We start from the raw sequence: 25535 nt of genomic DNA on the forward strand, positions 1-25535 counted from the left end.
AAATCGAAATGCGGGTGGTCGCGGCGTGGCGCGAGTGCGATTGCCCGGTCCCGTCGGACGCCTCTGTTGACAGGCCGCGCGGTTTCCTTGCTCTAGAGCGCCTCGCCCCATGGCTGCCAACGAATCGCCCGCACCCACGTCGTCACTCTCTTCCCGTTGGACCTTCGCCCTTTTTGTCCTGGTGCTGGCCGCGCACTTTGGTTTCGCGACCCACAATTTCGAGTGGGGCTTTCTGATCGGACACGAGTTTCGCCAGGCGCAGACGGCGTTGATTTCCGAATACATCGATAAGCAGAACAACTTCGGCATCTACTATGAGACGCCGGTTTTGGGTAAACCGTGGGCCTTTCCGCTCGAATACCCGTTCTACCAATGGGTGGTCGTGCTGGTGAAGCGGACCCTGGATCTGAAGTTGTTTGAGGCGGCGCGAGGTGTGTCTTTGGCCAGCTTCTATCTGGCCTTGCCCGCCTTCTGGCTGCTGCTCGGGTCCTTCGGCGTCAGTGCGGCGCGGCGGTGGGTGCTGCTGGCGGTCACCTTGTTCTGTCCGGCGCTGATTTTCTACTCCCGATCGTTTCTGATCGATCCGATGGCGATGTCCTTCTCGGCGTGGTTCCTGGCGGCCTTTGTGCGCATGATGGATACGCGCAAGTTCACCTGGCTTGGCGTGGTGCTGGTGACGGGAACCCTCGGGGCGTTGATCAAGAGCCTGGTCTTCGCGGTGTGGCTTTTTCCGGCCGCCCTCTACGGTGCGTGGTGCCTGTGGCGCAGCTGGCGGGCGCACGGGCTGGGACGGGAGGTGGGGGCGACCATCGCCTGGGGACTCACGGCGGCGGTGGTGCCACTGGGCGCGTTGAAGTGGTGGATCGGGTTCACGGATGCGATCAAGGAGGCCCACCGTTCCGGTTACATTTTTACCTCCAAGAATCTGTCGGTGGGGAATTTTGGGACCTTCACACTGGGCTCTCGCTTCGAGCCGGAAACCTGGCGGGAGTTGTTCGCGCGCTGGTCCGAGTCGATCGCTTCGCCGGCGGTCGTGATCGGCACCCTGGCGCTGGGGTTGGTATTTTGCCGCCGCCGCCGAGATCAGGGCCTCATCCTGTTGGCGGCAGGTGTCTGGATGTTTGGTCAACTTGCTTTTCCCTACGCCTACGCGTTCCAGGACTATTATTTTTATGCCGGGGTCGCGTTCCTGACCTTCGCCTTTGGATTTGTGGTCGTTGGCGTCTGGGAGCACGGGCGTGGGCCGCTGGTGGTGCGCGCGTTGGTCGCGCTGGTGCCCTGTGTCGGCATGGCGCGGGCCTACACCAAGACGTATTTCCCCATGCAGCAGGTGCAGAGCAACGGTGGATCCGGTTTGGCGGAAGCGCTGCGCGATCAGCTGCCGGCGGAGAGCGTGATCATGGTGCTGGGGCATGATTGGGATGCCTCACTGGCCTACTACTCCAAGCACCGCGCGCTGATGGTGCGCAACGGCCTGGATGCCGACTACGACTATCTGGACGGGGCAATCGGCGACTTGGCGGACGATGACCTTGCGGCCGTGGTGATATCCGGCCGCGCACGGGAAAACCCGTTCACCCGCGACTTCTTGATCGAACGGTTGGGACTGATCGAGACGCCGGCATTTCGTCACCGCGATGCCGACGTTTACCTGCCGCCGCGGCACTACGAGCGGGTGCGGGCGGCGTTGGCGGTTTCGAGCTACAACGACGTGGTGCTCACGGAGAAATACGATTCTGTCGCCGAACAACACCTGCGCACCTATCGCCTGTCGCCGGGAGCGTCGCGGGTGGCATTCCCGATGGTGACACCGGGCGTGCGGCAATACCGCATCAAGTTCGGTTACAACGGCTACCCGGTCGACGGCGCGCGGGCGGTGAGCCTGCATCCGGAAGGAGACCTCTGGCTGAACGTGCCCGGGGGAAGCCACGGAACCGTCGAGTTGAGTTTCGGCCTTACCGATCCCTCGTGGAATCGGGACGTCTCCCACGCGGACAAAACGGACGGCGTGGAGTTTGCGCTCTGGGCGGAACGGAACGGGAACGAGGCTGATCGTCGTCTGGTGTGGTCCCGTTTTCTGGATCCGCGCGCAAATCCGGCTGACCGCGGTCAGCAGCACACCAGTCAGACCTTCGCTTTGGCGGAGGACGAACACCTGGTGCTCTCGACGCGCCCGGGCCCCACCTTGTCGTTTGACTGGGCCTACCTCACGGAATGTCGGGTCACGCTCCAAAACTAACACGATGAATTCCGAACAGCAGCAAAAGGTGAAACGAGGAGCGGGGTGGGCGGTGCTCATACTCGCGCTCGCATGGATGCTCTACTGGGCAGGGGTGAACTGGAGTAGTCCGGCGATGTTGGGACACGAGTTTCGCCAGAGCCAAACCGCGCTCACCGCGCAGGTGATGCAGGACCAAGGATTCAAGTTGGCCTACGAAACCCCGGTCCTGGGCAAACCGTGGTCGATTCCCATGGAGTTTCCCTTTTACCAGTGGCTGGTCGCCAAAATGGCCAACCTGACCGGGACGGAGATCATCGAGGCCGGACGTTTCACCGCCATGCTCGGATTCCTGTTGGGGTTGCCGGCCTGGTGGTTACTCGCGCGTTCGGCCGGTTACTCGCGTTCGGCGAGTGCGGTGCTGTTGGTGCCGATCCTTTTGGCCCCGGTTTACGTTTTTTATTCCCGCACGGTGATGATCGAGTCGACCGCCTGGGCGCTGGGAGCTTGGTTCCTTTGGTCTGTCCTGCGCTACCGTCGGTTGGGCGACGCTATGTCGCTGCTGGGAGCCCTGGTCTTCGGTGCTTTGGCGGTGTTGGTGAAAGGCACCACTTGGGCGGTCTTTTGCCTGCCGTGGGCGGCGTTGTTCCTGATGGATGCCTGGGGCTGGCTGCGCCACCGTCGTGGTGATTGGCGGCGCTTGTTGGTGCAGGCGCTCGGCGTCGGTGTGCCGTTGCTGGTCCTGGGTTTTGCCTGGGTCGCGTTTGCGGACTCCCTCAAGGAACAGAACCCGGTCGCGAACTTTCTCATTTCGCGCGAATTGCGGGAGTTCAACTTCGGCACCTGGCAGGCACGCGGTGACTGGACCCAGTGGAAGCAGCTGGCTGGTCATCTCGCGTCAGGGGTCTTTCCGCTGTGGATACTCGGGATCGGGGTGCTCGGATCGCTGTTTACCGGCCGGACCCGGCGGATGGCTGGACTTGGTCTGTTGGCGCTGGTGGGCGGACCCTTGGTGTTCTTCAACCTGTATTACTTCCACGACTACTACTTTTACGCCAATGGGGCGTTCGCCGGCGGACTGCTGGGCGTGGTCGCGGCGGAAGTTTGGGACCGGCGATCGTCGTTGTGGACCTCCGTATTGCCGGCGACGGTGCTCCTGGCCGGAGTGGGTTTCGCCCAGCACCAAAGCTATCGGTCCGGCTTGCTGGAAACGCAGACCGCCGTCGCCACCGGTGACTACGGCTTGACGCGGATGCTGCGGGAGCTGACGGCCCCCGATGACGTGATCGTGGTGCATTCGCCGAGCTGGGGCTCGTCGATGCCGTTCTTCGCGAAACGGCGGATGCTCACGATCCCGGACTCGGAGATGTTTTTCCACCCCGACCGCGTTAGAGCGAGCGTCGAGCTGCTGAGCGACGAGAACGTGCCGCTGTTGGTGGTGATGGGCGAATCCCGGGTGCAAGGGCAATGGACCACGGAGCGGATCGACCAGCTCAACCTGTGGCCGATCCCGCTGTTTCTGTGGGGGGCGGACGCGCACATCTACGCGCGCATCGATCAGTTTGAAGCTTTGCGCAAGCGCGTGCGCTTGCTCGACATCAATGGTGCCGGTCTCGACAAATCGTTTCGGTTGATCCCGGCGGATCAACGACGCCCGATCGCGGGCACGGAGGACGGCGAACGGGTGAAGGCGTTGCTGGGCATCGACGCGGCCTACGGCGTTTTCCCGTTCGGTTACCACACCGTTGGTTACGAAGGAAAAGACAACCTGCTGGTTCACTCGGTCTCGGAGCTGTTTTTCAAGGTTCCGGCCGGGGCACGCACGCTCTCATTTGGCATACGGGTGAACCCCGACTCCTACCAGCAACGCGACTTCGACGGGGTCTGCGCGCTGGTTGAAACGGTGAAGGCAAACCGCATCGTCGACTCACTGCATTTCGAGTGGTTCTCCCCGCAGGGCGATCAGGCTTGGCGCAACGTGAAGCTCACCCTGCCGGAGGACTGCCCGGACACGATTGTATTTCGCCTGCTGGCCGGGCCTGGCGACAACAAGGCGTATGACCAGCTGTGGCTGAGTTCGTTCGAGTTCGAATGAGACGCCTCAGACGAACTTCAGCTTACGCGCGGCAAACCACACCATGCGCAGCAGTAACCAGCCGTGTCGCCAACGGCTGATGTTGGTCGAGCCGTAGGTGCGATCGCGGTAGCGGATGGGAATGTCCCGGATCTTCAGCCCCAGTCGGTCGGCGCCGAACAACAGGTCAAAGTCGCCGAAGGGATCGAAGTCACCGAAGTAGGAGCGGTTGGCGGCGATGCGCGCGTAGGCCGTGCGCCGCAAAACCTTGGTGCCGCACAGCGTGTCTTTGACGGATTGGCCGAGCAGCCACGAGAACAGCACGCCGAAGGTTTTGTTCGCGATCATGTTCAAGAACTGCATGGCGTGCTTGTCCATTGGATACACCAGGCGGCAACCGTTGGCGAATTCGCAATGTCCCTGGGTGATCGCGCGGAAATACTTCGGCAGTTCCTCCGGCGGCATGGTCAGGTCGGTGTCGAGAATCATGAGCAGGTCGCCCTCCGCCTGGGCGAAACCTTCGCGCACGGCGTTGCCCTTGCCTTTGCCGCTTTGCTGCAGCGCCTTGATGCGAACGAGGGGGTAGGCGGCCTGCACCCGTTGGATCTCCTCCCAGGTGTGATCGGACGAACCGCCCTCGACAAAAATGAACTCGGTCCATTTGCCCATCGGGGGGGTGCGCGTGATGGCCGCCTCAATGTTGCCGGCTTCGTTGCGCGCGGGCACGACGATGGAAACGGTCGTTTCCTCGGGTTGATCGACCGGCGACTGCACCGCTTGGCCGGCCAGCGCATGGTGGTGGACCGGGCGAGCCAGAATGAATTGGGTCAGACAAAACCACGGGGCCAAGGGGGCGAGCCAGCGGTTGATCCATCGCTCCACGCCCCCCCCGGCGTAGGGGAACAGCACCCGCGATTGCGTTTTGACCGGGTCCCAATCGGCGAGGGTAAGCAGGTTGTGGACATCGCGGTCGGAGAGCCAGCTGCTGGCGGGATGGGGGGCGCGCCAACCCAGTTTGCTGGCGAGGCCGAAGAGCGGCCGCCAGAGCGTGTTGGGCAGGGTGATGACCAGGCGGGTCGCGGGTGTGCTGTTCTCCCGGATACGCGACAACAGCGATTGGACATCCGTCACGTAGTTCAGCGTGTCGGAAAGAATAATGTAGTCGAAATTCTCGCTGAGGGTGAGCTCGTTACCGTCGGCGACCTGAAACTCGACGTCACTGGTGTTCTCGCGGGCGAGTTCGATCTGACGGGGCGAGGAATCGACGCCAAGTTTGCGGCGGCAGTGGATGTGTTTGAGCAGTTCGCCGGACCCGCAGCCGATTTCGAGCACACTGCTGTCCTCTGGAATAATCAGGCCAAGGTAGCGAGCCAGCAGCTTTCGGTAGGCCCGGGCGTGCCGGGAAAGCGGTTGGGCTTTGGCCCCGAAGGGGTGGTTGGAAGCGGGTTCGGAGTCGTGCCGCGGCATGGGGGGTCAGGGCGAAGTCAGCGCTGCCGTGACGTTGCGCGCGGCTTGGAGGCGCGCATCACCAGGCGGCTGAAGTTGGGTTTGAGCCAGGAGGAAAGTTTCGAGTCGCGCGACCGTCGCCGACCAATCGAAATGATTTTCTGAATACGTGACGGCACCCTGACCGAGAGTCGCGGCCTGGGCCGGATTATCGTGCAAGCGACGCAGGGCGGCAGCGATGGACGAGGCGTCGGCTTGGTCGAGAACCAGCGCGTCGCGGTCGTCGACCAGGTGGTGACCGAGGTTGGTGCGAGGCAGAATCACCGGCCGCCCGATGGCGAAGAACTCCGGCAGTTTGGAAGGGAAACGGTAGTCGTTGAAGGCGCCCGCGGCGCCGGGCTGCACGAACGCATCGGCCAGGCTCATGAAGTGGGGCACGCGGCGGTGTTTGATGAAACCCAGCTTGATCAGATGTGCGTCCATTTCCGGCGAAACCCGTTTGGCGAACGCAGGTTCGTCACGGCCGGCGCGCACCAGCCAGGTTTTGACTCCAGTCTGGTTCAGCCGCAGCACGGCTGCGTAGAGCTCCACCATTTCGGCGGCGTTGGAGGCATGGGCGTTGCCATGGTAGAAGACGGCGAGCTCGTCATCGGCGATGCCGAGCTGCCGCCGCAGCGAGAGGTTGCGGGGCAGCGGCTGAAAGGGCGTGTCTGCCGCCGGCCACAGCTCGATGGTAGGGATGCCGGCCGGCACAAACTCGGCGAGGCGATCAATGATGACCGTGACCCCGCGGGCGGATTGCAGCACTTCGCTCGCCCGGCGCGGGTGGGTCAGGTCCAGGGGCACCCGGGCGTCCAGGTCTTCGGAGGGAATCTCGTCGAGCGAGTCGTAGGGGACCTGCAAATGGTTCGCGAGCAGCTCACGTTCGTTGTCCTCCAGGTGAAACACGAGTTCAGTCTGAAAACGGCGGCGGGCCTCTTCGCAAAAATGGCGCACGCGTTCCCGGGTCGTCCAGGCATGCACGACGGCGGGGCCGCGACCATCGCGGTAGTATCCGGCGAGATCGCCCAGATCGGCATACTCGACGGCCAGAAACCGGGCCTGCGTCAGGGCGCCGATGGTTTCGGCGTGTTCCGGCACGGCCACAATGCAGTCGTAGCCGCGACCGATGAGCCCATTGGCAAAGGCGGCGACATGGGCCGCACTGTTGGAGGTGAAGTCCCCGTAGAGGACGAAGAGAATGTTGTGCGGGCCGGTCGGCGCCGGGTTTGCCGGGATCGGCGGCGGGGTGAAATCGGCCGGTCGCGCGGTCGGTGGCAGTTCCCACATGTCGCGCGGTGGACGCGGCGGCGCGTAGGTGCCGGTCGGGAGTTTGGCTTCGAGTTCGGGGTCGAGGAAGTAGGTGCGGCCACAGGCGGTCTTCACCTGCAGGCGAATCGGACCGCGGCCGCGAGGCAGGTTCTCCGCGAGGATGAAACCCGAGCGGAGGGCGGCGGGTTGATCGGGGAAGCGGCTCGCCACGTCAGGACGTTCGAGCCCGAACTCAACGGGTAAGGCCATGTCGCCAAACAACAGTTCAACCCGGTCGAGTTTGAATTCGGGATGCCAAACCCAGCCGGACGGCCGCAGGGTTTCCGTGATGAGGCCGTCCGTGCCGGCCGGTTCGAACGCGCCCATCAAGGGGTGTGAGCTCACCGGAACCATCACGCGGCGCACCGGATGCCAGGTGTCGCTGTCGGTGAAGGCGGCCTCGAGCACGGCGGGGTGATTGCCGAAGGGCAGGTAAATCACGAACTGGAAGCCGCTTTGACCGGCGAATTCATCTTCCGGATACAGCGCGGCCACGTCGGCGCGTGGCGGGGTCGCGGTCGGGGCATGGGTTGCGCCGTTGCAGCGCACACGGACGCGGGTGGGGACCGAGCCACCGCGCAGCAAGGCCCATCCCTCGAGGCGGAAGTAGTTTTGGCAGGGCTGCAGCGGGTAGGGCGTCTCCAGCCCGTGGGCGATCTCGGGCGCGGCGGCGTTCATACCTTGGGGCCGAAGAGGGCGCGCCAAGGACGACCCCAGCGCCAGAGGGTGGAGTGAAAGATGGCGTGCAGGCGACCGCGTTCGGCGGCGAGGGTTTCCTCGGCGGAGGAAAGGCGGGCCGTGGTGGCGTTGAGGTCGGTGGAAAGGGTCTCGATGCGTTGGCGCGCATCAGCCAGTTCGGCGTCGCGCGTGGCCAGTTGCGACTCCGTGTCGGTCAGGCGACTCCGGGTTGTTGCCAGTTCCTGCGTGGTGGTGCCGAGGGACTGCTCGTGCAGATTGGCCTTTTCCGCAAAGCCACGCGCGAGTTCGTGGGCGCGATTGATCTCCTGATTGGCCGCCTCAAGGCGTTCGCTGAGGTCTTTGATGATGGCGTCACGCTCGGTGCGGTTGCGTTCGTCGGTGGCTTGGGCGGATTGGATGGCCTCGCCGCGGCGGTCGATTTCGGCGGATTTGCGATCACACTCCTGCTCAAGTTCGCGGATGCGGGTATTGAGCGCCTGATCGAGAGTCATGATGTAGCCGATCTTCTCCTCCAGCACCAACTCGGCCTGACCGAGCAGCGCAACGGCGTCGGCGCGATCGGTGTCCTTGGCTGCGAGGCGATCGTTGAGCTCGAGGATTTGCAGCTCTGCGGCGACGATTTCGCGGCGCAGGGTTTCGAGATCGGTCTGCGAGGAAGTGGGTTCAGCCATGGTCGATCGAGCGGTCGGCGGGGCGGGGTCAGCTCACCCCGCGCAGGGCGCGCAGCATGTTCCAACCCATCTTGAAGATCTTGGGAACATTGATGCTGTTGGTCCCGCCTTGGCGATCCCGGAAACGGATGGGTTCGTAGTGCCAGCGCACCGCGGGATCGCGTTTGAGGGCGAGGGTGAGGGCGACGTTGTGGATATCGAAGTCCGGCGGCACGCGGCGCAGAGCGCGCTCAAGCACTTCGCGGCGCATGAGTCGGTAGGGCACGTTGGCGTCGCGCAGGTCGCGGCCGGTGAGCAGGAAGGTGGAGAGGCGCACGCCGCGCGAAATGAGGGCGCGGGCCAGACCGTCGTCGCGGGTCACGCGCAGACCGAAGACGCAGTCGGCGTCGTGGCGGGCGTTCCACATGGCGGCGAAATAGACCGGGTCGCACTGGCCGTCGGAATCGATCTGGAGAATCCACGGGTAGCCGGCGGCAATGGCGTGATCATAGCCAAAACGACAGGTGCGACCATGGCCGCTGTTGGTCTTGTTGATGACCTCGATGCGATCGCCGAGTGCGCGGGCGGCGGTGGCGAGCACCTCGGCGGTGTTGTCCGTTGAGCCGTCATTGAGGGCAATGAAGCGGTAGTCGACACCGGCGGCTGACAAAGCGTTCTCCCACTCGGCCAGCAGTGCGCCGATGTTGGCGGACTCGTTGTAAATGGGAATGACGAGGGCGAGTTCGGGCATGATCAGCTGGGGGGCAAAGGGGCCGCGGAGAACCGGGGCAGCGCTTGGCGGGCGGCGAGGGCGGCGACGCAGCGACCGGCAAAGTCAAGGGATTCACCGATGACCTGGTCCATGTTGAGGTAGCGGTAGGTGCCGAGGCGTCCGGCGAAGGAAACGCGGGTCTCCGCGTCGGCCAGGTCGACGTAGGTCCGCAGGAGGGCGAGGTCCGGCGCAAGGCGTTTCGGATAGTAGGGGATGTCGGTCGGCTCGGTCTCTTTGGAGTATTCGCGGAAGGCGACGGTCCGCTCGTGGCTCTCCCACGGCGTGAAGTGTTTGTGCTCGTGGATGCGGGAGAAGGGCACCTCGGCGGAGGTGTAGTTGATGACGGCGTTGCCCTGATAATCCCCTTCGGCTTCGAAGCGCTCAAAGGTGACGGTGCGGTAGCCGAGCCGGCCATGACGGTGGCCGAAGTAGGCATCGAGGGGGCCGGTGTAGAAGACGTGGTCGTAGCCGGTGGCCATGGTCGGCTCAAAGGTCTCGCCGAGACGCAGGGTGATCCCGGGGGCGTCGAAGATGCGTTCGATGAGCGCGGTGTAGCCGTCGTAGGGAATCCCTTGATACAAGCAGTCGAAGTAGCCGTCGTCGTAGTTAAAACGGACCGGGAGGCGTTTGAGAATCGACGCGGGCAACTCCTTCGGGTCGCAACCCCATTGTTTGACGGTGTAGCCGTGGAAGAAGTTTTCGTAGAGTTCGCGGCCGAGAAACTTGAGGGCCTGCTCCTCGAAGTTGCGTGGCTCGGTGATGGAGTGGTCGCCCAGCGAGGCGAGATGGGCGCGGGCTTCGGCGGGGCTGAAGCTGCGACCGAAGAACTGGTTGATGGTGAGGAGATTGATCGGCAGCGAATACACGCCGCGCGGGGTGTGGGCCTTGACCCGATTCACGTAGGGACCGAAAGAGGCGAACTGGTTGACGTAGTCCCACACGTCCTGCCGGCGGGTATTGAAAATGTGGGGACCGTAGACATGCACCATGACCCCGGTTGCGTCGTCGCGGGCCGTATGGCAGTTGCCGCCGAGGTGCTCGCGGCTGTCGATGACATCCACCTGCGCATTCGCGCGCGCGGCCAGCTCACGGGCGATGACCGCACCGGAGAAGCCGGCACCAACGATGAGGAAACGAGGTTGGGACATGAGCACTAGATCGACGGACGAAAGCCGAAGCGGGCGGCGAGGGTGCGGCGGGCGCTGCGGCGAAGATAACGGTTGAGAACCGGCGATTGGATCAGCTCATCGGGCGACAAGTCACGTCCGAAGGTTCGTCGGCGCAGATGATCCAGTTCCGCCTGACCGGTCGTGCCAATCAGGGAGGCTGATTTTTGCGTGGAGTGCAGCCGAAAGCCGCCAAGGAAACGGGGAAGATGCACCATCCGGGCGCCGGCGGCCTGGAAGCGCAGCAGCAGGTCCCAATCGATCGCGAACTGAAGGGAACGGTCGATGCCGCCAACCGTATCCCAGATTCGTCGGCGCCAAAAGAGCGTCTCTTGCGGCACAAAATCGTAGAGTTGCAGAACCTCGGGGTCGTGAGGCGGCAGGTGCCAACGGCCGACTTCCTGGCCATCGCGATCAATCAAAACGCGATTGCCATAGATGACGTCGACGTTCGGGTGGCTGGCGAAGTAACCGCGGACGAAGTCCAACGACCCGGGGAGAAGGACGTCATCGGCGTTGAGCCACGCCATCAGATCGTCGGGTCGCCCCGAGGTCTGAGCAAAGCCCTTGGCGATGGCGTCGGCCTGACCTTCGTCCGGCTCACTGACCCAGTGGTGGAGGTCCGCGCCGTGTTGTTCCAGCACGGCGACGCTGCCGTCGGTCGACGCACCGTCGCGCACGTGATGGCGCACTCCGGCGGGGGATGAAGTGCGGACACTGGCAAGGGTGGCGGGAAGAAAAGTGGATTGATTGAAGCTGGGCGTGACCAGATCGAGTTCCGGCAGGTTGGATCTGTCGCCGAGGCTTGGAAACGACTCGGGTTGCAGTGGCCGGGGCGGGTGTTGGGGCTGCAGGGCCAATTGGCCGGCGAGCAGTTCCGCGGGTGAGTCCGCCCCCAGGAGGTAGGGACGTCGCCACCACTTGCCGTCTGCTGTCGTTGCGAAGAAGGCATGCCAAATGCCGTCGGGCGATTGGGCCTCAAGTCGTAGCGTGAAACGGCCGCGTGGAGGTGCGATGTCGATTTGAAAGCCGCAGTTCTTCCCCGGAGCCTGCGGGAAGGCGGCGGTTACATCCGGACGATGGTATCCAAGGTTCCCCGACACGGTGGCATCGCCGATCCAGGCGCGGATTGCTTGCAAAGGACGTCCATCCCGCAGGAAGGCCCAGCCGCGGATGGAGGTTCGTCGCGGCAAGCCCTGCCACGAAGTGGGGGCATCGAGGTGGTGTTGAACCGGCGAACTGTGGTCGGGCGCAGTCAATCTCCGGAGCTGGCTTAGGCAAAATCCAGAATCGCCGCGATAACCCGGTCCTGGGTCGCATCGTCGAGGGTGTTGAACATTGGAAAGCGAATGAGTCGGTCGCTGACATTCTCGGTGACCGGGCAATCGCCCGCGCGGCCACCCCAACGTTCACGGGCGTAGGTGGACAGGTGCAGGGGCAGGTAATGAAACACGGCCAGGACCCCGCGCTCTTTCAAGAATGCGATGAGGCGGGTGCGCGTTTCCAGATCGGGCATGAGCACGTGATACATGTGCCAGGCGGGGTCGCAGTGAGCTGGCACCGTCGGGCGGGTCGCACCGAGCCGGGCGCACCAGTCGGCCAGTTCCCGATGGTAACGCTCCCAGATGTGGCGTCGGCGCTGCTGAATCTGCTCCCGACATTCCAGTTGGCCGAAAAGAAACGCCCCCAACAAGTCGCTCATCACGTAGCTACTGCCCAGGTCGACCCACGAATATTTATCGACCTGTCCGCGAAAGAATTTCGACCGGTCGGTGCCCTTTTCGCGCAGGACCTCGGCGCGCTCGCTCAGGCGGAGGTCGTTGATGAGCAAGGCGCCGCCTTCGCCGCACGAATAGTTCTTGGTCTCATGGAAACTCTGCGTGGCGAGAGCGCCCAAGGTGCCAAGCCAGCGTCCGCGGTAGCGGCCGAACAGGCCGTGGGCATTGTCTTCGACCACCGCGATGCCGTGTTGCCGGGCGAGGTCGTTGATGGTGTCCATTTCGCAGGCAACGCCCGCGTAGTGCACCGGCACGATGGCCCTGGTGCGCGCGGTGACCAGAGCGGGCAACTGGGACTCGTCGAGATTGAGCGTATCAGGGCGGATGTCGGCAAACACCGGTTTGGCTCCACGCAGCACGAAGGCGTTGGCGGTCGAGACAAAGGTGAAACTCGGCACAATGACTTCGTCACCGGGCTGGATTTCCAACAGCAACGCGGCCATTTCGAGCGCGTGCGTGCAGGACGTGGTGACGAGCGCACGGGGGACGCCCAGGGCCGACTGCAACCAGGCTTCGCAGCGACGGGAATAGGTCTGGTCGCCGGCGACCTGTCCGCTGGCCAAGGCGGCGGAGGTGTATTCAAGTTCGCGACCGAGGGGCGCGCAGCGATTAAAGGGAATGCGGTCTTCCATGGTAGGGCTCAGAGCCAATGGTGAAACCAAAGGTCGGCAGACGCGGTGCGGAATCCAGCTTTTTGATACACGCGCTGAGCCGCGACGTTCGTGCCTTGCGTCACGACTCGCGCCTGCGGGCAGGATTGTTCGGCGAAATGGTGCAAGGCCGCCGAAACCAAGTCTTGGCCCACACCGCGTCCGGCGGCGGTGGGGGCTACGGCCAACAAACCGATGTGGCCCGTGCGGTCCTCGTCGCACTGCAGGCTGATCGCGCCGAGGAGGACCGTTGAGGTCGGCCCGGTCGCGACCAACACCGTGTGTTCCGCTAGGTCGCGTGCGATCCACCGTTGGTAGAGCTCGGTGGCTTTCTCCGCCGGGAAACGGGTATCGCGGGAAAAGCGGGTATCGAACGACGTTGCGGCAAAAAGCTCGCGAAGCGCGGGGCTGTCGGTGGTGTCGGCGGTTCGGACCTCGGTCGACGTGCGATGGGGGGGCACCGCCAAATCGCGAGCGAGCTCGAGCCGTAAATCGACAAATTCAAAACCCTGTGCCGTCGCGAGTCGCTGCTGAGAAGTGGCGGCTCCGGGGACCAGCCAATAAAGGCATCGCAGACCGGCGGCCCGGGCCTCATCGCAAATCTCCGCGAGGGCCGCCGAGGACACGTCCGTGGCTTGAATGCGACCAATACCAAAACCAAAAAACTCCGAGTCCCACGCCAGGGTCGACCATCTCTTGGCGGTTGGTTGGTGGTCAGGCATCTGTGACGGAGTCCTCGCGGACGGTGTAGGCCGGTTTGTTCATGCTACGGAAATGCATGCGGGCCAAGTATTCTCCCATCACGCCGAGGGCGAAGAGTTGGGCGCCGGAGAAGATCGCGATAACAGAGGCGAGAAAGGGGAAGCCGGGCACACTGGTGCCGGAGATCAGGTAACGACCGACGACGAAGGCCAACACGGCCAAACCGAACAGGGTGAAGGTGAACCCGATGACGCTGGCAGCTTGGAGCGGCAGCACCGAGAAGCCCGTCAGCATATTGGAGGTGTGGTTGAGCAGTTTGCCCAGGGTGTAGGTCGAGGTGCCTTCCGCGCGGGGCGCGTGACGGACCTGAATGGCCTTGAAGCGGGCTGTGCCCCAGGTGAGCAGCACATCGAGGTTCACAAACGGGTGGTTGTAGTCGGCGAAGCCCTCGCGCACGCGGGTGCGAAAAAGGCGGAAGGCACTGATCATCGAAGCGGTGTCGGCGCCCATGGCCTTCTGCAGGGTGAGCTTGGTGACCAGGGAGGCCAGATCGCGGATGATGCCGTGCGTTTGTTTTTGAGGATAGCCGTAGACCACGTCCAAGTCTCCCTGCAGGGCGGCTAGCAGGTGGGGGATTTCCTCCGGCGGGTGCTGGAGGTCGTCGTCCATGGTGAGTGTAAGGTCGTAGCGCGCGGCGCGCACACCCGCCAACAGGGCGTTGTGTTGGCCATAGTTACGCATGAGGTTGATGCCGCGGACACCAGGATGCTTGGCCGTGAGGTCGGAAATCACGGCCCAGCTGTCATCCGGACTTCCGTCGTTCACGAGGATGACCTCAAACGACCGTCCGTTGGTGGAGATCACGGGAACAAGCTGCGCGATCAGGTCCGGTAAAATCCGCGCGCTTCGATAGACCGGGATCACAACGGAGATTCCGGGGGAAAGCTCGGGAGAGATTGAGGACATGGAAAGTCGGGCTGAGAGATGGCGACGGGCGCGGTGGGTTCTTAACCAGAAGGCGCGCTACGCGTCACGGGGTTTCTCCAGCAGCGCGAAGCAATTGAGACCGGCCTGAAAGGTCTGGAACACGCCAAATCGAAGCTGATTGCGCTCGGCCAGGGCAGCGATGTCGGCTTGGGAGTAGTAGTGTTTGTGATCGGCGATCTCCGGCTCGGAGATGATATGGAGTTTGAACGCCAAGAACTCCAACACGGGTTGAGACCGGGGCGTTGGCGTGGTGAGCAGCAAGCGGCCGCCGGGTTTCAGCACGCGACGAATCTCGGCGATCAGGACGTCGATTTCGTCGAGCGGGATGTGCTCCAGGACTGCGAGCATGGTCACGCAATCGAGCGAAGCGGTTTCAAACTGCAGCCGGTCGACGAAACGCTCGTTGCGAATCTCCAGGTTTGCGCCGATCTGCTGGGGCTCGGCGTCGTAGTCCAGACCGACGCCCTGCGTGAGGCGATCGGCGACCGAGCGCAGAAAGAGGGCCTGATGGCCGCAGCCGAAGTCGAGTAGCTTGCTACCGGCGTCGATGTGACGGGCGACGATGCGGGACCGCCATCGGCAGATGACAAGGTCCAGCAGATTGAAATCCTTGGTTCCGGCCATGGTATCCCGCCAAGGTCAGTTGGAGGACGCGCGCGCGGCCTTCATGCGTTTGACCGTGACCCGCTCCAGTTCCAGCAAGCGTTGGTTCACCGAGCTCAGGATCAGTCCCAAGGACAGGCTGCCAAAGGCCAACACGAACGCGGAGGAAGAAATGAGCGCGGCGCCAATGCGGTCGAAGGGCCGCTCCGAGACCAAATCGACCACGGGCAGGATGCCAAAAGCGACCGCGATCACCCCGAGGATCACGGCAAGACCGCCAAACAAGGTCAGGGGCTTGTAGGACCGCAACAAGAGGAACAGGCGAAGCATCACGCGAATGCCGTCGGGGATGGTGTTCAGCTTGGAAAAACTACCGGAGGGGCGTTCGCCGTAGGGAGCGCTGATCTCTTTGACCACGAGGCCGCGGTAGAGGGTCTGGACCGTGAGCTCGGTTTCCACATCGAAGCCGCGCGAAGTGATCGGGATGGTGCGCGCGCATTCGCGGGTGAAAGCGCGGTAGCCGGAAAAAATATCGGAGATTTCGGCCTCGAAAATCTTGTTGATGATCCAGCAGACGAGCTGATTGCCCGCGACGTGAAACTTGCGAAAGGCCTTGTCGCCATAGGTCTCGAGACGCGCGGCGACGGTCATGTCGGCGTCGCCGTCGAAGATCGGTTGCAGAAGGGCGTGGACGGCGGTGGCGTCGTAGGTGCCGTCGCCGTCGATCATCACGATGATGTCGGCGTCGACCTGCTCGAAAATCGTCGCGACCACGTGCCCCTTGCCTTGCTTGTGCTCGCGGATGACGCGGGCTCCAGCCTCGCGGGCAACCTCGGCGGTGCGGTCGGTGCAGTTGTTGTCGAAGACGAGGATTTCGGCGTCCGGAAGCTCGTGCCGAAAGGCCGACACCACCTGCGCAATGGTCCGCTCTTCCTGATAGCAGGGAATGGTAACCGCGACGCGGGGTTTGGGTTTGGAGGATGAATCGGTCATGGATCGCGGTCGTCCCCGCGGACCGGGAACGTAAATTCGCAAAGGGAAACGAAGTATCGCCGAGGATTCCCGTGTCCAGACTTGGTTGCCCGGTCGTCAGGAAGGGAGCCTTCAGGGAGTCGGGGCGTTCCGTCGAAAAACCAAGCCGATTAGACGAGTCCCTCCCCCGGCGGCCGTGGAGATGATGAGGCAGGCGGCGAGGGGGAACAGGACCAGAAGTTCGGGCACTTCGCGACAGGAGCGCATGACATCGGGAAAACGCCAAGCGCCCCAATACAGCAGCATGATGTGCCACAGGTAGATCGAGAGGGACGCCTGGCCGAACCGCGGGAGCAGTCGGGCCGAGGACTGGAAGCCCAGCGCGACTCCGGCCGCGACCGCGGTCACCGCAGCGAGATCATAGAGGAGAATGATCGGTCGCGCGTAGGCCAGGTCCACATCGCTGCGATTGAAGGCTTCGCCGACCACCGCCGGATCGATCAATCGGGCGTAGGAGAGGGCGATGCTCAGCGCAGCGATCACGGTGGCGCCGATCAGGCAACGCCGCCAGAAGGCGCGGCTCAGCGTTGCGGTGATGGTTTGAAAGTGGAGTCCGGCGAAAAAGTAGAAGAGCCAGAAGGCGCTGAAGGGGCGGCCCCAAACGTAGTAATTCAGCGCGCCACGGTAGCACTGGATCCCGAGGTAGAGGTGAAGCGCGAGGAACGCGAACAGGAGCGCGACCGTGACTTGAGGGGCCGAGAATTTGCCCCCCGGGAGCCGCGCAGCCGCGGTCGGCAGCGCTTTGAGGAGCGGTTGCAGGAGGTAGAGCTGCAGGATCAGCGGGATAAAGTAGAAGGTGGGCTCGATGCCGAACCACAGGACGCGAACGAGAATCCATTCCACCGGCGAGTCCTCGGGCGACAGCCTCTGCCAGGCTTGGTAATGGTTCATCGCGAAGAAGGCCACCACACTGGCGAAGAGGTAGGGCACCACGATCCGTTTCGCGCGCCCGCCATAGTAGCGGGCAAGGCTGGTCTGGCGGCGGCTCCAGCCGGCCAGCAAACCGGCGAGAAACACGAACAAGGGCACCGCAAAGCTAAACACCTGGTTGAGCGCCAGGCCGGTGTAGAATACCGGGTTCCAAGCGTGGCTGCCGTTGGCAAAACTGCCACCGAAGTGCACACAGACCACGCCGAGGATGGCCAGCCCGCGCCATGTATCGACGTAGCTGTTACGCGGTTTGGGGGCAGCGGGAAGCGGGGCGGTCATTCGGTCAGCCCTTCGATTTGCAGCGTGCGGAAAATGAAGTAGAGCGACTCCACGGGCGGGTCGGGTTGGAAAGGTCCGACCTTCATGGGCAGTTCCCAGCCCTGGGCCCGGCCCACCGTTTCGAAATGCTCCTTCACGGCGTCTTCCAGTGAGCCTTCGCGGCCGCGCAGCTCGTCCGCGACCTCCGGGTGTTGCGCGAGGTAGGCGTCGGTATCCACAACCTCGAAGGGCGGGATGTCCCGCAACTCGATCACATTGGTGCCGTCGGCGGCCGGGATGTCGACCACCCGATCAAACCACTCGTGGTGGCCGTGGAGCACCACCCGGTCGACCAGCGTGCCGTTGTGATACACGCCAAGCGCGGCATCCAGACGCACCTGCAGGCGAATGCCCAGCGTGACGCGCAGGGTCTTGAGGTCCCGCGTGGGCGGAATCTCCAAGCGCACGACCGGTTTCTTGGCCCAGCGGAACTGGGGCAGGCTCCATTCATCGTAGGGACCCTCGAGAGACGCGAGTCCGTCGACCTCGACCGGCAGGCGTTTGCCGGGCTGAATGCAGTCCGAAACAAACAAGGCGTTGGCCGAGGGCAGGGGACGGGTGTCCGGCATCGCTTGCAAGGTGCCGTAGGGCAGCACGGCGGAGGAAATCAACTCGTTGGAGGCTTCGTCGCGAAGCTCGAGCACCAGGCCGGTGAATTCACCGGTAATCGAGCCGGGTTTGAAGCCGGTGGCGGTGAAGGATTGGAGGAATTCCCGCGAGTCGTCGGGGCGTCGAATGAAGACGTCGAGCCGGGCGTGATCGGCGGGGTTCAGGCCGACGACTTTCAGGCGGGACTCGGCGTAGCGATCCGGTTCGGTCGCGGAATGGAAAATGGTGAACTGGACCTTCCGGTTGCGGTCGTCCGCCGGGGTCTCGTTGGCATGCGGAGGCAATCCCCAGTAGTCCCAGGCTTCGGTGCCGTGGCCAAAGGTGCCGAGCGGGGCGACCCCAGCAGTCGGTTTATTGGGAAAATCGATGATTTGATAGGACGAGAACGAGGCGATGTTCGCGTAGAGGTTGTAGCGCACGAAACCCCAATGGGAGAGCACGTTGTATTTGGCGGGGTCGATCTCCTCATGAGCGGTGAAGCGGGCACGGTGGCCGATGTTCATCAGCAGGAAGATCCGCTCATTACCGCCGTAGGTGTCGATGTTGACGTCGGTCTGGTCGCGGAGCGCGCGGACCAGTTCGATGGGCAGGGCCGGATAGGGCGGCTTCGGGTTGTCGCCGGCCAACAAGGGTTCGAGGGGGCGGTTGGTGTTCTTCACCAAGTAGTGCCCGCCGAACCAGAGGGTGCACAGGATGGTAAGGATGAACGGCGTGCGCACCGCCCACCGTTGGATGAATCCACCGCGACCCGCCGCCGCTAGGGCGGCGGCCACACACGGCGCCATCACCAGCACGGGCGGAACGAAGTAGCGCTGGATGTAGAGCGACCACTTGTTGAGCAGGAAATAGGCGATGAACCACCCCAGCCCAAGAAGCGCCAGCCACGAGACCGGTTGGCGCAGACGCCAGTCGCGCAGGAAGACCCACAGGGCGCAAAGCACAATGAGCGGACCGGTGTAGCCAAACCAGACGTGGTCCTCGTTCAGGTCCGGCGGAAAAACGTAAAGCGGGGAAAACGCGAAGGTGCTGTTCCAATTCGCGAACAGGTGACTGGACGCCCAATCGTTGAGGCGGCCGGTGACCTCCGGGTTCCAGGTGAAGCGATGCAGCGGCTCGAGGAAAAACTGGAGGGTGTAGGCCTCGCCGGTTTGCCACGCGGCTCCCCAGGAAAAGGGGCGGTTCAAGGTGAAGTCGTAGCGGGTCGTCATCCATTCGCCCGTGGCGGTGAGATTGAAGACGACGAAGGGCAGCGCCAGCACGAGGGCGCATGCGACCGGCAGGATCCATTGGACCAGCAAAGGCCCGAAGCCGCGCATGCCGCGCTCCGCTTGTGCCTGCCTAAACAAGCCCAGCGCGATCAGGACGACGGCGGCGGGCCCGAAGAAGACGACCGTCAGCTTGGTGCCGATGGTCAGCCCGCCGGCGATGCCGGCGAGCAGCGCGTCGGTGCCGGCACGGGTTTTCAGCCAACGTTGGCCACACAGAATGGTGGCGAGCAAGGCGGTCGCGGTGGGCAGGTCATTGGTGGTCGACGAGGCCTGAGCCAGCACCTGCGTGGAGATCAGCGCGACCCACGCGGCGACCAGCGAGGTGTTGAAGTTCAGCCCACAATGACGGCTGATGCGGTGCACCATGAGGCCGGCCGAGATCCAGCTGAGCACGTTGACCAGCGTGACGACTTTCCAGCCCGAGCCGTAGACCAGACAGGCCAATTGGAGCAGATTGTAGTTGAACGGAAAATACGTTTGGCGCGGGTTGCCCGTATCGAAGTGCTGGAGGGAGTCCTGCCCGATGTAGTAGAGGACCCGGGGCAGGTGATAGGTGAGTGAGTCGTAATTGTTCGGCGGATAGACGACGGAGATCCATACGCTCGCGCCGAGGATGACACCCAGCGTGGTGAGCACGAAAACGAGGAGGGGCTTATTGATCTTATCCGCCGCGGTGGGGGCCGTTGGTTCAACCGGCGGGTTCACCCACCGATTGGCGCACCACCATCCGACCAAGCCAATAAGCACCGAGGTGCGGAAGAACCATCCCGGTTGCCCCAGCAGCTCCACCGTGGAGAGGAGCAGCGAGGTCAGCACGATGTTGGACCATGCCAGCACAATGGCCACCACGAGCGCGTCGCCGCGCCCCCGCGTAAATCGCTGCGCACTTTGGTGGCTCAGGAAGGCCAGGAGGAGAAAGTGGACAACGAGGGCCGCCATGGTGGGCTGAAACGAGGGCGAGAAAAGCGGAGGACAGGGTTAGGGAGAGGCGGGAACGCGCTGCAGGTATTGTTCCCAACCGGCGGCTTGGGCTGCGATGCTGAATCGACTGGCGTTCAATTCGCGTCCCGCCGCGCCGAGTTCAGTGAGGGCGGACTGATCGGCGAGCAGCTCACGCACCTGTTGAATCATGGTGGTGTCGTCATCGAGCGGAATCAGGCGACCTGTTCTTTGATGTTCGACGATTTCGCGCACTCCCCCGACATCGAACGCGACGACCGGTCGGGCGCATAATTGCGCTTCCAGGATGGTCTGCCCAAAGGCCTCCTCGCGGGCGGTGCCGAGGTAGAGATCGGCGGCCTGGTAGATCCGCGCCAAGTGGCTTTGGTCGGTGTGGTAGCCCATGCCCAGGAGATCCGGGAAACGGTTGGTATTATGGCCGATCGCGATGAAGCGCACGTCCTCCTTGAGGGCCTGGATGACGCGCTCGAGATGGGCGGTGCCTTTGCGTTTCTCCTGAAAGTTGACGGCGGCGCACAGCACGACCGGGCGGTCATCGGGAATCTGCAGGGCGGCGCGCGCGGCGGCTTTGTCACCGGGACAGAACACGCGTTCATCGGCGCCGAGGTAGACCGTTTCGCAGGAATGGTGGCGCGGGATGGCGCGACGAAATTGATCACGGGTCCAATGGCTGTTGGCGGCCACCTCGATGCCGGCGGCCGGCGCGAAAATGTCGCGGCGCAGGCGCCATTCCGGGGCGATTTGTTCCGGTTCCAGACTGGGGTATTCGGTGGCGGTGGGGCAGCGGTGGTCGCAGCCGGTGAGAAAGAGTTCACAATCGCCGGGATAGGGGCAGCGGCCGGTGAAAAGATAGCCGTCGTGCATGTAGGCGACCACGCGAATACCAAGTTGGCGGATTGCCACCAGCAGTTGCAGTGGCCAGCGGGCGGAATGGAGATTGCCGGCGATGACCACATCGGGGTTGAAGCGACCGATGTCGGTCAGCAGACCCGCGATCACGGTCTCCGGGTCACGCCGCCCCGGGTGGTGCGGACGGCTGGCCCGCAGCATGCCGAGCCAGGTATCCGCCTCACTGGGACGGGTGAGCATCTGGTCGAGGCCGAGATGGCCGGGCTCCCAGGCAAGGGCGCCAACTTCCCAGCCCAGTTCCAACAGGGATTGGATCTGGCGCGCCTGCGCGATGCCGGCGCCGTAGTGGAAACCCAGGTCGTTGAGAAAAAGAACCCGGCGGCGGGTTGAGGACGAAGCGGAAGTGGCGGAGTGATCGGCCATGGATTGATCGTGATACGGCGGCGCTCAGATCAAGCGCAGGTCGAGGCACTCCTCGCGGTGGCGAGCGTGAACCTGACGAAGTTCAGGAAGAAAGGGGAAATCATCGCCGCCGGTTTTTTGGGCGGCGTGCAAACGAAAGAGGGTGGTGATCTCCGGGATACTCAGCGCTTTGGCGCCGACCCGGGCCATGCGCACCCACAGGTCGTAGTCCATGCTGAAGTAGAGGTCTTCCTTCAGCTCGCCACCGGCGCGATCGAAGAGTTCGCGGGTGTAGAACACCTCCGGTTGGTGGAAGAACTTGCCCTTCATCCACGCGCCGTCGAGGTCGAGCAATTGGGCGAGCGGCAGTTCGACGATCTTGCCGCAAGGCAGGGAACACTGGTGAATGTGTTCGGCGAGCAGCTCATGATCGCGCAAACGGGCGCAGCGACCGATCACCATGTCGGTATTGTGGTGACGGAATGAAAGCGCGACGGTGAACAGGCTGCCGGGGGCGAGCCGGTCGTCACTGTTCAACCACGTGACGATTTCGCCAGTGGCGCGGGCGAAACCCTTGTTGAGGGCGTGCGACTGGCCCCGGTCTTTTTCGCTCACCCACCAGGCCAGGCGGTCCTCGTAGCGCCTGATGAGGTCAACGGAGCCGTCGGTGGAGCCACCATCCACGACGATGTATTCGAGATTGGGATACCCCTGATCCAGCACCGAACGCAGCGTCGCCTCGAGGTAGGGCTCCTGGTTGAAGCTGACGGTGATGATGGAAATCTTGGGCCATTCGCCGCCGCCGGGCATGGTGGCGGGGTAGAGGTCGTCGTGGCGGCGCCGCGGCCAGTTGTCGAAGGTGCGTCGGCGGTAGGTCGGGCGCGGCACATCGGTCCAGGCCGTGGCGGGACGATGCAGCAGCAGGCTCTCACCCTGGCTGAGAGCACGCGGGCGGCACTCAGCCTGTTGCCAGCGCTCATCGTCCGGTGGGGCATTGCGGACAAGGATCTGGTGGTAGGGTTGCAGGCGGCCGCGCAGCAGACGCAGGACTTCGTCGGCATCCGCGTGATCGAGGACGACCGCGTCGTAGTCCGCGATGCCGGCGTCGAAGCGATCGCCGAGGTGGCGGTGCTCGGCGCGACCAAATTGCAGGTAGTGGTCCCAACCGCTGCGCAGGCCGCCGTCGCGCACGACCCCGGCGACATCGGGAAAGCGCTCCAAGTAGGCCGCTTCGTTAAACCAGGATTCGAGGCCGGAGAGGTGGCTCCACGCCGAGGTGGTGTGAAAGCGCACGGAAGCATCGCTGCCATTGGCCAGTTGTTCTGGGGCATCAAAGACGTGAACAACGGTGCCCTGCAGGGTCAGTTGCACGATCGTGCGGAGCAGGCTGGGGCGATAGACCGGCACCAGGACCCGATGCAGATGAGAAGCATAGGCGGCGACATCGCCCCGGGTCATGGCCTCGAGTTGGTCGGTGACCTCGGTCGCGAGCCGGTCGCGCAGTTTGGCGGACTCGGCGCGGGCTTCGTGCACCAAGCTCCAGACCTCCTCGATTCGATCCTGGTTGGAGTCCAAGGTCTTCTGGTAGGTCTCCATTTTGACGCAGAACTCTTTGAGCTGGTTCGCCGCCTCGTCGCGGTCGGCCTCGACCTCGCGGAGGAATTTTTTGGTCTGGGCCAGAGCGGCTTCCAGTTCCTGACAACGGGCGTGGTAGGTCGCGCGGGTTTGGCGCAGCGCGGAGTCGCGGGCGCGCACCACCGACCAAAGGGGATCTTCTTGCGAGGGAACAGGTGTCATCAACGGAACCTTAACTACGGGTAAAGCCAGCCAGCTCGTCGAGCTCGGCGAATGGCGCGGGGGCCTCGGCGGGCGGCGTGGAGGCGATTTTTTCGATCTGCTGCCAGCTGGCGGATTCCGGGGGGCGGGCGAGGGTGTTGTTGCCGTTTACTTCCTTCACCTGGGCGAAATTCGTGGCGAAATCCGGCCCGGGTTGGGCGGCGTCGAGTTTTTCACAGATCGCGGCCAGCTCTTTGGCTGGGTTGGCGGTGAAGTTTTCGAGGGTGAATCGCGGCATGGTTTGGATCTGCGCCAGGAAGGCCCGATAGACGTCGACAAATTGCTCCACGCTGAGTTCGGCGCACTCGGGAATATGTTTCACCAGCGAGCGGTAGGTCGCGTGGCTGCGGCGGACGAAGGCACATTCCCGCAGAGTGAAGCCGAGGCGTTCGAGATAGAGTCGTTGCTCCAGCTGGCCACTCGCGCGACCCAGCCAAGGGGAGAGGCCGTCGAGGAAGTTGGCACCGGTCCAGTCGCGAATGATGAGCCGGCGACCTGTTTCGAGCGCGGTTTGGTGTATCTGCGTGACTGCTTCCGCGTAGTCGGAGGGATTGTCCTCTTCGGACGCATCGGCCAAAGGCAGCCCAAACCACTCGGTGGCTTGGCGGAGCGGGGCCATGACCGAACCGGCCGGATTTACCTCGCTGAGCACGAGGTTGTCCGGGTGGCATAACAAACACTGATTGAGCAGCGTCCCGCCGGATCGGGGGAAGCAGTAGTAGACCGAAATTTTCACGGGAAAACTGGAGGCGGGGTGGTGTCCGCCGGATTAAAGTCGATCTCGACCCGGTTGAGCAGGTCGATGGTGCCGTTGACCGGCAGGTCGGGTTCGTAGATCACGCGGAACATACAGGCATCGACCAGGCGGTGGGCGAAGTATTCCTTTCCCTCGCCATCGACCGCGAGCAAACCCGCGTTGATGAAATAGGCGCCGGGCAGGAGTTGGCACTCGAAGGTGAAGCGGACCCGGCAGCGGGTGCCGGCGGCGACCTGGGCGATGCGCTCGGTGGCACGATGGGAAGTCATGCCGGCGAGCTCCAAACCCGTGGTCGTCTTGATCATTGCGCCAAAGCGGACGCCGCTGAGGTCGGTCTCAAACTCCGCCACGTAGTTGTAGTGGTAGGTTTGTCCGCGGGTCAGGTGATTCACCACCTCGCCCGCGCTGTTCTCGATCCAAGGCAGCGACAAACGCGCGCCGACAGCCGGGTAGGAATGAATGGCGGAGTTCTTGGGGAACGCGGCCTCATGCGATTCATCCGATCGCGCCTCGCGGTTCAAGACGGTCGCTTGCCAGTTGCCGGTGGCGGGGGCGCTCTTCTGACGGCTCGGAATCTTCGAAGGCCGACGGCCGTCGGCGGCTTCGGCACCATAAATTTGGCGGTGATACTCGTTGACGACCTGCTTGGGTTCGCCCTCGCACGAAACCTTGCCATTCACGAGCAGCAGCGCCCGATCGCAAAGTTCGATGACCTGGGGCGCGGCGTGGGAAACAAAGAGCAAGCTCATGCCACGGTCCTTAAGATCCAACAAGCGGCGGAAGCACTTGCGTTGGAAGGACTCGTCACCCACGGCGAGGGCCTCATCGACGATGAGCACCTCGGGTTCGATCACGGTTTGCACCGAAAACCCGAGTCGAACCACCATGCCGCTGCTGTAGGTTTTGACGGGTTGGTCGATGAAGTCGCCGATGTCGGCGAAGCTTTCGATTTGCGCGAATTTTTCGTGGGTTTCCTCCCGGGAGAGGCCGAGCAGGGCGGCGTTCAGGTAGACGTTTTCCCGGCCGGTGAACTCGGGGTTGAACCCGCTGCCCAGCTCGAGGAGCGCGCCGATGCGGCCGCGGGTTTGGGCGTGCCCCTCGGTGGGACGAAGGGTGCCGGCGATGATCTGCAGGAGGGTGGATTTCCCGGACCCGTTGCGCCCCATGATCCCCACGCTTTCGCCTGGTTTTACGGTGAGGGAAACATTCTGCAGGGCATAAAAATCGCGGTAGTAGCTCGCGCAGGTCTTGGACAGCCGTTGGTCCCACCAACTGTCGGTCGGCGCGGTCTTGCGCAGCGTCTGGAGGGCCGACCATTTCAGACGCGCCGCCGGCGTCTCCCAGATCCGGTAACGTTTGGAAACGTCGATGGCTTCGATGACGGATGTTTTCTCCATGGCGATCAGCTCAGGCACCCGCGGCAGGTGGTCGGACGATGAGATGGAGGCGTGACATGCGGAACGGAGCAACAACTTGGAG

19 protein-coding genes are annotated in these 25535 nt (G+C 63.4%); 2 read left to right on the forward strand and 17 right to left on the reverse strand.

Annotated elements, in window-relative coordinates; genetic code table 11:
* The first annotated feature begins 109 nt into the window (after positions 1-109).
* The gene (locus AC0MRV_RS18210; protein ID WP_472765939.1) at positions 110-2239 is read left to right on the forward strand and encodes an ArnT family glycosyltransferase; all 2130 of its coding nucleotides are present in this window, start codon (positions 110-112) and stop codon (positions 2237-2239) included.
* A 4-nt stretch (positions 2240-2243) separates the two neighbouring features.
* On the forward strand, positions 2244-4313 hold the full coding sequence (locus AC0MRV_RS18215) for an ArnT family glycosyltransferase (RefSeq protein WP_472765940.1): 2070 nt from the start codon (positions 2244-2246) through the stop codon (positions 4311-4313).
* 6 nt (positions 4314-4319) lie between these two features.
* Here AC0MRV_RS18215 and AC0MRV_RS18220 read toward each other — a convergent pair whose 3' ends face one another.
* The 17 genes from AC0MRV_RS18220 to AC0MRV_RS18300 form a co-directional block, all read right to left on the reverse strand.
* Positions 4320-5759 (reverse strand): glycosyltransferase, encoded by a 1440-nt coding sequence (locus tag AC0MRV_RS18220; protein ID WP_472765941.1) that lies wholly within the window; start codon positions 5757-5759, stop codon positions 4320-4322.
* A 6-nt stretch (positions 5760-5765) separates the two neighbouring features.
* Positions 5766-7766 carry a glycosyltransferase gene (locus tag AC0MRV_RS18225; RefSeq protein WP_472765942.1) on the reverse strand — a complete coding sequence of 667 codons (2001 nt, stop codon included), beginning with the start codon at positions 7764-7766 and terminating at the stop codon, positions 5766-5768.
* Positions 7763-8458, reverse strand: a complete 696-nt coding sequence (locus AC0MRV_RS18230) for a hypothetical protein (protein ID WP_472765943.1) — start codon at positions 8456-8458, stop codon at positions 7763-7765. Before AC0MRV_RS18230 ends, AC0MRV_RS18225 begins: the two co-directional genes overlap by 4 nt.
* A gap of 28 nt (positions 8459-8486) precedes the next feature.
* The gene (locus AC0MRV_RS18235) at positions 8487-9188 is read right to left on the reverse strand and encodes a glycosyltransferase family 2 protein (protein WP_472765944.1); all 702 of its coding nucleotides are present in this window, start codon (positions 9186-9188) and stop codon (positions 8487-8489) included.
* A 2-nt stretch (positions 9189-9190) separates the two neighbouring features.
* Positions 9191-10357, reverse strand: a complete 1167-nt coding sequence (locus AC0MRV_RS18240; protein ID WP_472765945.1) for a UDP-galactopyranose/dTDP-fucopyranose mutase family protein — start codon at positions 10355-10357, stop codon at positions 9191-9193.
* Positions 10358-10362: 5 nt separating this feature from the next.
* Complete coding sequence (locus tag AC0MRV_RS18245; RefSeq protein ID WP_472765946.1) at positions 10363-11514, reverse strand: glycosyltransferase family 2 protein; 1152 nt, start codon at positions 11512-11514, stop codon at positions 10363-10365.
* 134 nt (positions 11515-11648) lie between these two features.
* Positions 11649-12785, reverse strand: a complete 1137-nt coding sequence (gene rffA / locus AC0MRV_RS18250) for a dTDP-4-amino-4,6-dideoxygalactose transaminase (RefSeq protein ID WP_472765947.1) — start codon at positions 12783-12785, stop codon at positions 11649-11651.
* 8 nt (positions 12786-12793) lie between these two features.
* Positions 12794-13429 (reverse strand): GNAT family N-acetyltransferase, encoded by a 636-nt coding sequence (locus AC0MRV_RS18255; RefSeq protein ID WP_472765948.1) that lies wholly within the window; start codon positions 13427-13429, stop codon positions 12794-12796.
* An 88-nt stretch (positions 13430-13517) separates the two neighbouring features.
* On the reverse strand, positions 13518-14471 hold the full coding sequence (locus tag AC0MRV_RS18260) for a glycosyltransferase family 2 protein (protein ID WP_472765949.1): 954 nt from the start codon (positions 14469-14471) through the stop codon (positions 13518-13520).
* 57 nt (positions 14472-14528) lie between these two features.
* Positions 14529-15116, reverse strand: coding sequence for a class I SAM-dependent methyltransferase (locus tag AC0MRV_RS18265; protein ID WP_472765950.1), 588 nt, complete (start codon positions 15114-15116; stop codon positions 14529-14531).
* Positions 15117-15131: 15 nt separating this feature from the next.
* Positions 15132-16088 carry a glycosyltransferase gene (locus tag AC0MRV_RS18270; RefSeq protein ID WP_472765951.1) on the reverse strand — a complete coding sequence of 319 codons (957 nt, stop codon included), beginning with the start codon at positions 16086-16088 and terminating at the stop codon, positions 15132-15134.
* A gap of 111 nt (positions 16089-16199) precedes the next feature.
* Positions 16200-17336, reverse strand: coding sequence for an acyltransferase family protein (locus AC0MRV_RS18275; RefSeq protein ID WP_472765952.1), 1137 nt, complete (start codon positions 17334-17336; stop codon positions 16200-16202).
* A complete protein-coding gene (locus AC0MRV_RS18280) occupies positions 17333-20191 on the reverse strand; it encodes a glycosyltransferase family 39 protein (RefSeq protein ID WP_472765953.1) in 2859 nt (952 codons plus the stop codon). The genes AC0MRV_RS18275 and AC0MRV_RS18280 overlap by 4 nt, the downstream gene beginning before the upstream one ends.
* A gap of 39 nt (positions 20192-20230) precedes the next feature.
* Positions 20231-21484 (reverse strand): glycosyltransferase, encoded by a 1254-nt coding sequence (locus AC0MRV_RS18285; protein WP_472765954.1) that lies wholly within the window; start codon positions 21482-21484, stop codon positions 20231-20233.
* 24 nt (positions 21485-21508) lie between these two features.
* The gene (locus tag AC0MRV_RS18290; RefSeq protein ID WP_472765955.1) at positions 21509-23260 is read right to left on the reverse strand and encodes a glycosyltransferase family 2 protein; all 1752 of its coding nucleotides are present in this window, start codon (positions 23258-23260) and stop codon (positions 21509-21511) included.
* Between the two features lie 10 nt (positions 23261-23270).
* Positions 23271-24035, reverse strand: coding sequence for a hypothetical protein (locus tag AC0MRV_RS18295; RefSeq protein ID WP_472765956.1), 765 nt, complete (start codon positions 24033-24035; stop codon positions 23271-23273).
* Positions 24032-25453 (reverse strand): ABC transporter ATP-binding protein, encoded by a 1422-nt coding sequence (locus AC0MRV_RS18300; protein WP_472765957.1) that lies wholly within the window; start codon positions 25451-25453, stop codon positions 24032-24034. Before AC0MRV_RS18300 ends, AC0MRV_RS18295 begins: the two co-directional genes overlap by 4 nt.
* Positions 25454-25535 lie beyond the last annotated feature (82 nt).

Source organism: Actomonas spartinae, from assembly GCF_051209155.1.
GTDB lineage: Bacteria > Verrucomicrobiota > Verrucomicrobiia > Opitutales > Opitutaceae > Actomonas.

Excerpts from the sequence above, each read along its gene's own strand:
- AC0MRV_RS18280 (WP_472765953.1), bottom strand. The coding sequence starts at position 20,191 with ATGGCGGCCCTCGTTGTCCACTTTCTCCTCCTGGCCTTCCTGAGCCAC.
- AC0MRV_RS18290 (WP_472765955.1), bottom strand. The coding sequence starts at position 23,260 with ATGACACCTGTTCCCTCGCAAGAAGATCCCCTTTGGTCGGTGGTGCGC.
- AC0MRV_RS18275 (WP_472765952.1), bottom strand. The coding sequence starts at position 17,336 with ATGACCGCCCCGCTTCCCGCTGCCCCCAAACCGCGTAACAGCTACGTC.
- AC0MRV_RS18230 (WP_472765943.1), bottom strand. The coding sequence starts at position 8,458 with ATGGCTGAACCCACTTCCTCGCAGACCGATCTCGAAACCCTGCGCCGC.
- AC0MRV_RS18215 (WP_472765940.1), top strand. The coding sequence starts at position 2,244 with ATGAATTCCGAACAGCAGCAAAAGGTGAAACGAGGAGCGGGGTGGGCG.
- AC0MRV_RS18220 (WP_472765941.1), bottom strand. The coding sequence starts at position 5,759 with ATGCCGCGGCACGACTCCGAACCCGCTTCCAACCACCCCTTCGGGGCC.
- AC0MRV_RS18285 (WP_472765954.1), bottom strand. The coding sequence starts at position 21,484 with ATGGCCGATCACTCCGCCACTTCCGCTTCGTCCTCAACCCGCCGCCGG.
- AC0MRV_RS18225 (WP_472765942.1), bottom strand. The coding sequence starts at position 7,766 with ATGAACGCCGCCGCGCCCGAGATCGCCCACGGGCTGGAGACGCCCTAC.
- AC0MRV_RS18265 (WP_472765950.1), bottom strand. The coding sequence starts at position 15,116 with ATGGCCGGAACCAAGGATTTCAATCTGCTGGACCTTGTCATCTGCCGA.
- AC0MRV_RS18270 (WP_472765951.1), bottom strand. The coding sequence starts at position 16,088 with ATGACCGATTCATCCTCCAAACCCAAACCCCGCGTCGCGGTTACCATT.
- AC0MRV_RS18210 (WP_472765939.1), top strand. The coding sequence starts at position 110 with ATGGCTGCCAACGAATCGCCCGCACCCACGTCGTCACTCTCTTCCCGT.
- AC0MRV_RS18300 (WP_472765957.1), bottom strand. The coding sequence starts at position 25,453 with ATGGAGAAAACATCCGTCATCGAAGCCATCGACGTTTCCAAACGTTAC.
- AC0MRV_RS18240 (WP_472765945.1), bottom strand. The coding sequence starts at position 10,357 with ATGTCCCAACCTCGTTTCCTCATCGTTGGTGCCGGCTTCTCCGGTGCG.
- AC0MRV_RS18260 (WP_472765949.1), bottom strand. The coding sequence starts at position 14,471 with ATGTCCTCAATCTCTCCCGAGCTTTCCCCCGGAATCTCCGTTGTGATC.
- rffA (WP_472765947.1), bottom strand. The coding sequence starts at position 12,785 with ATGGAAGACCGCATTCCCTTTAATCGCTGCGCGCCCCTCGGTCGCGAA.
- AC0MRV_RS18235 (WP_472765944.1), bottom strand. The coding sequence starts at position 9,188 with ATGCCCGAACTCGCCCTCGTCATTCCCATTTACAACGAGTCCGCCAAC.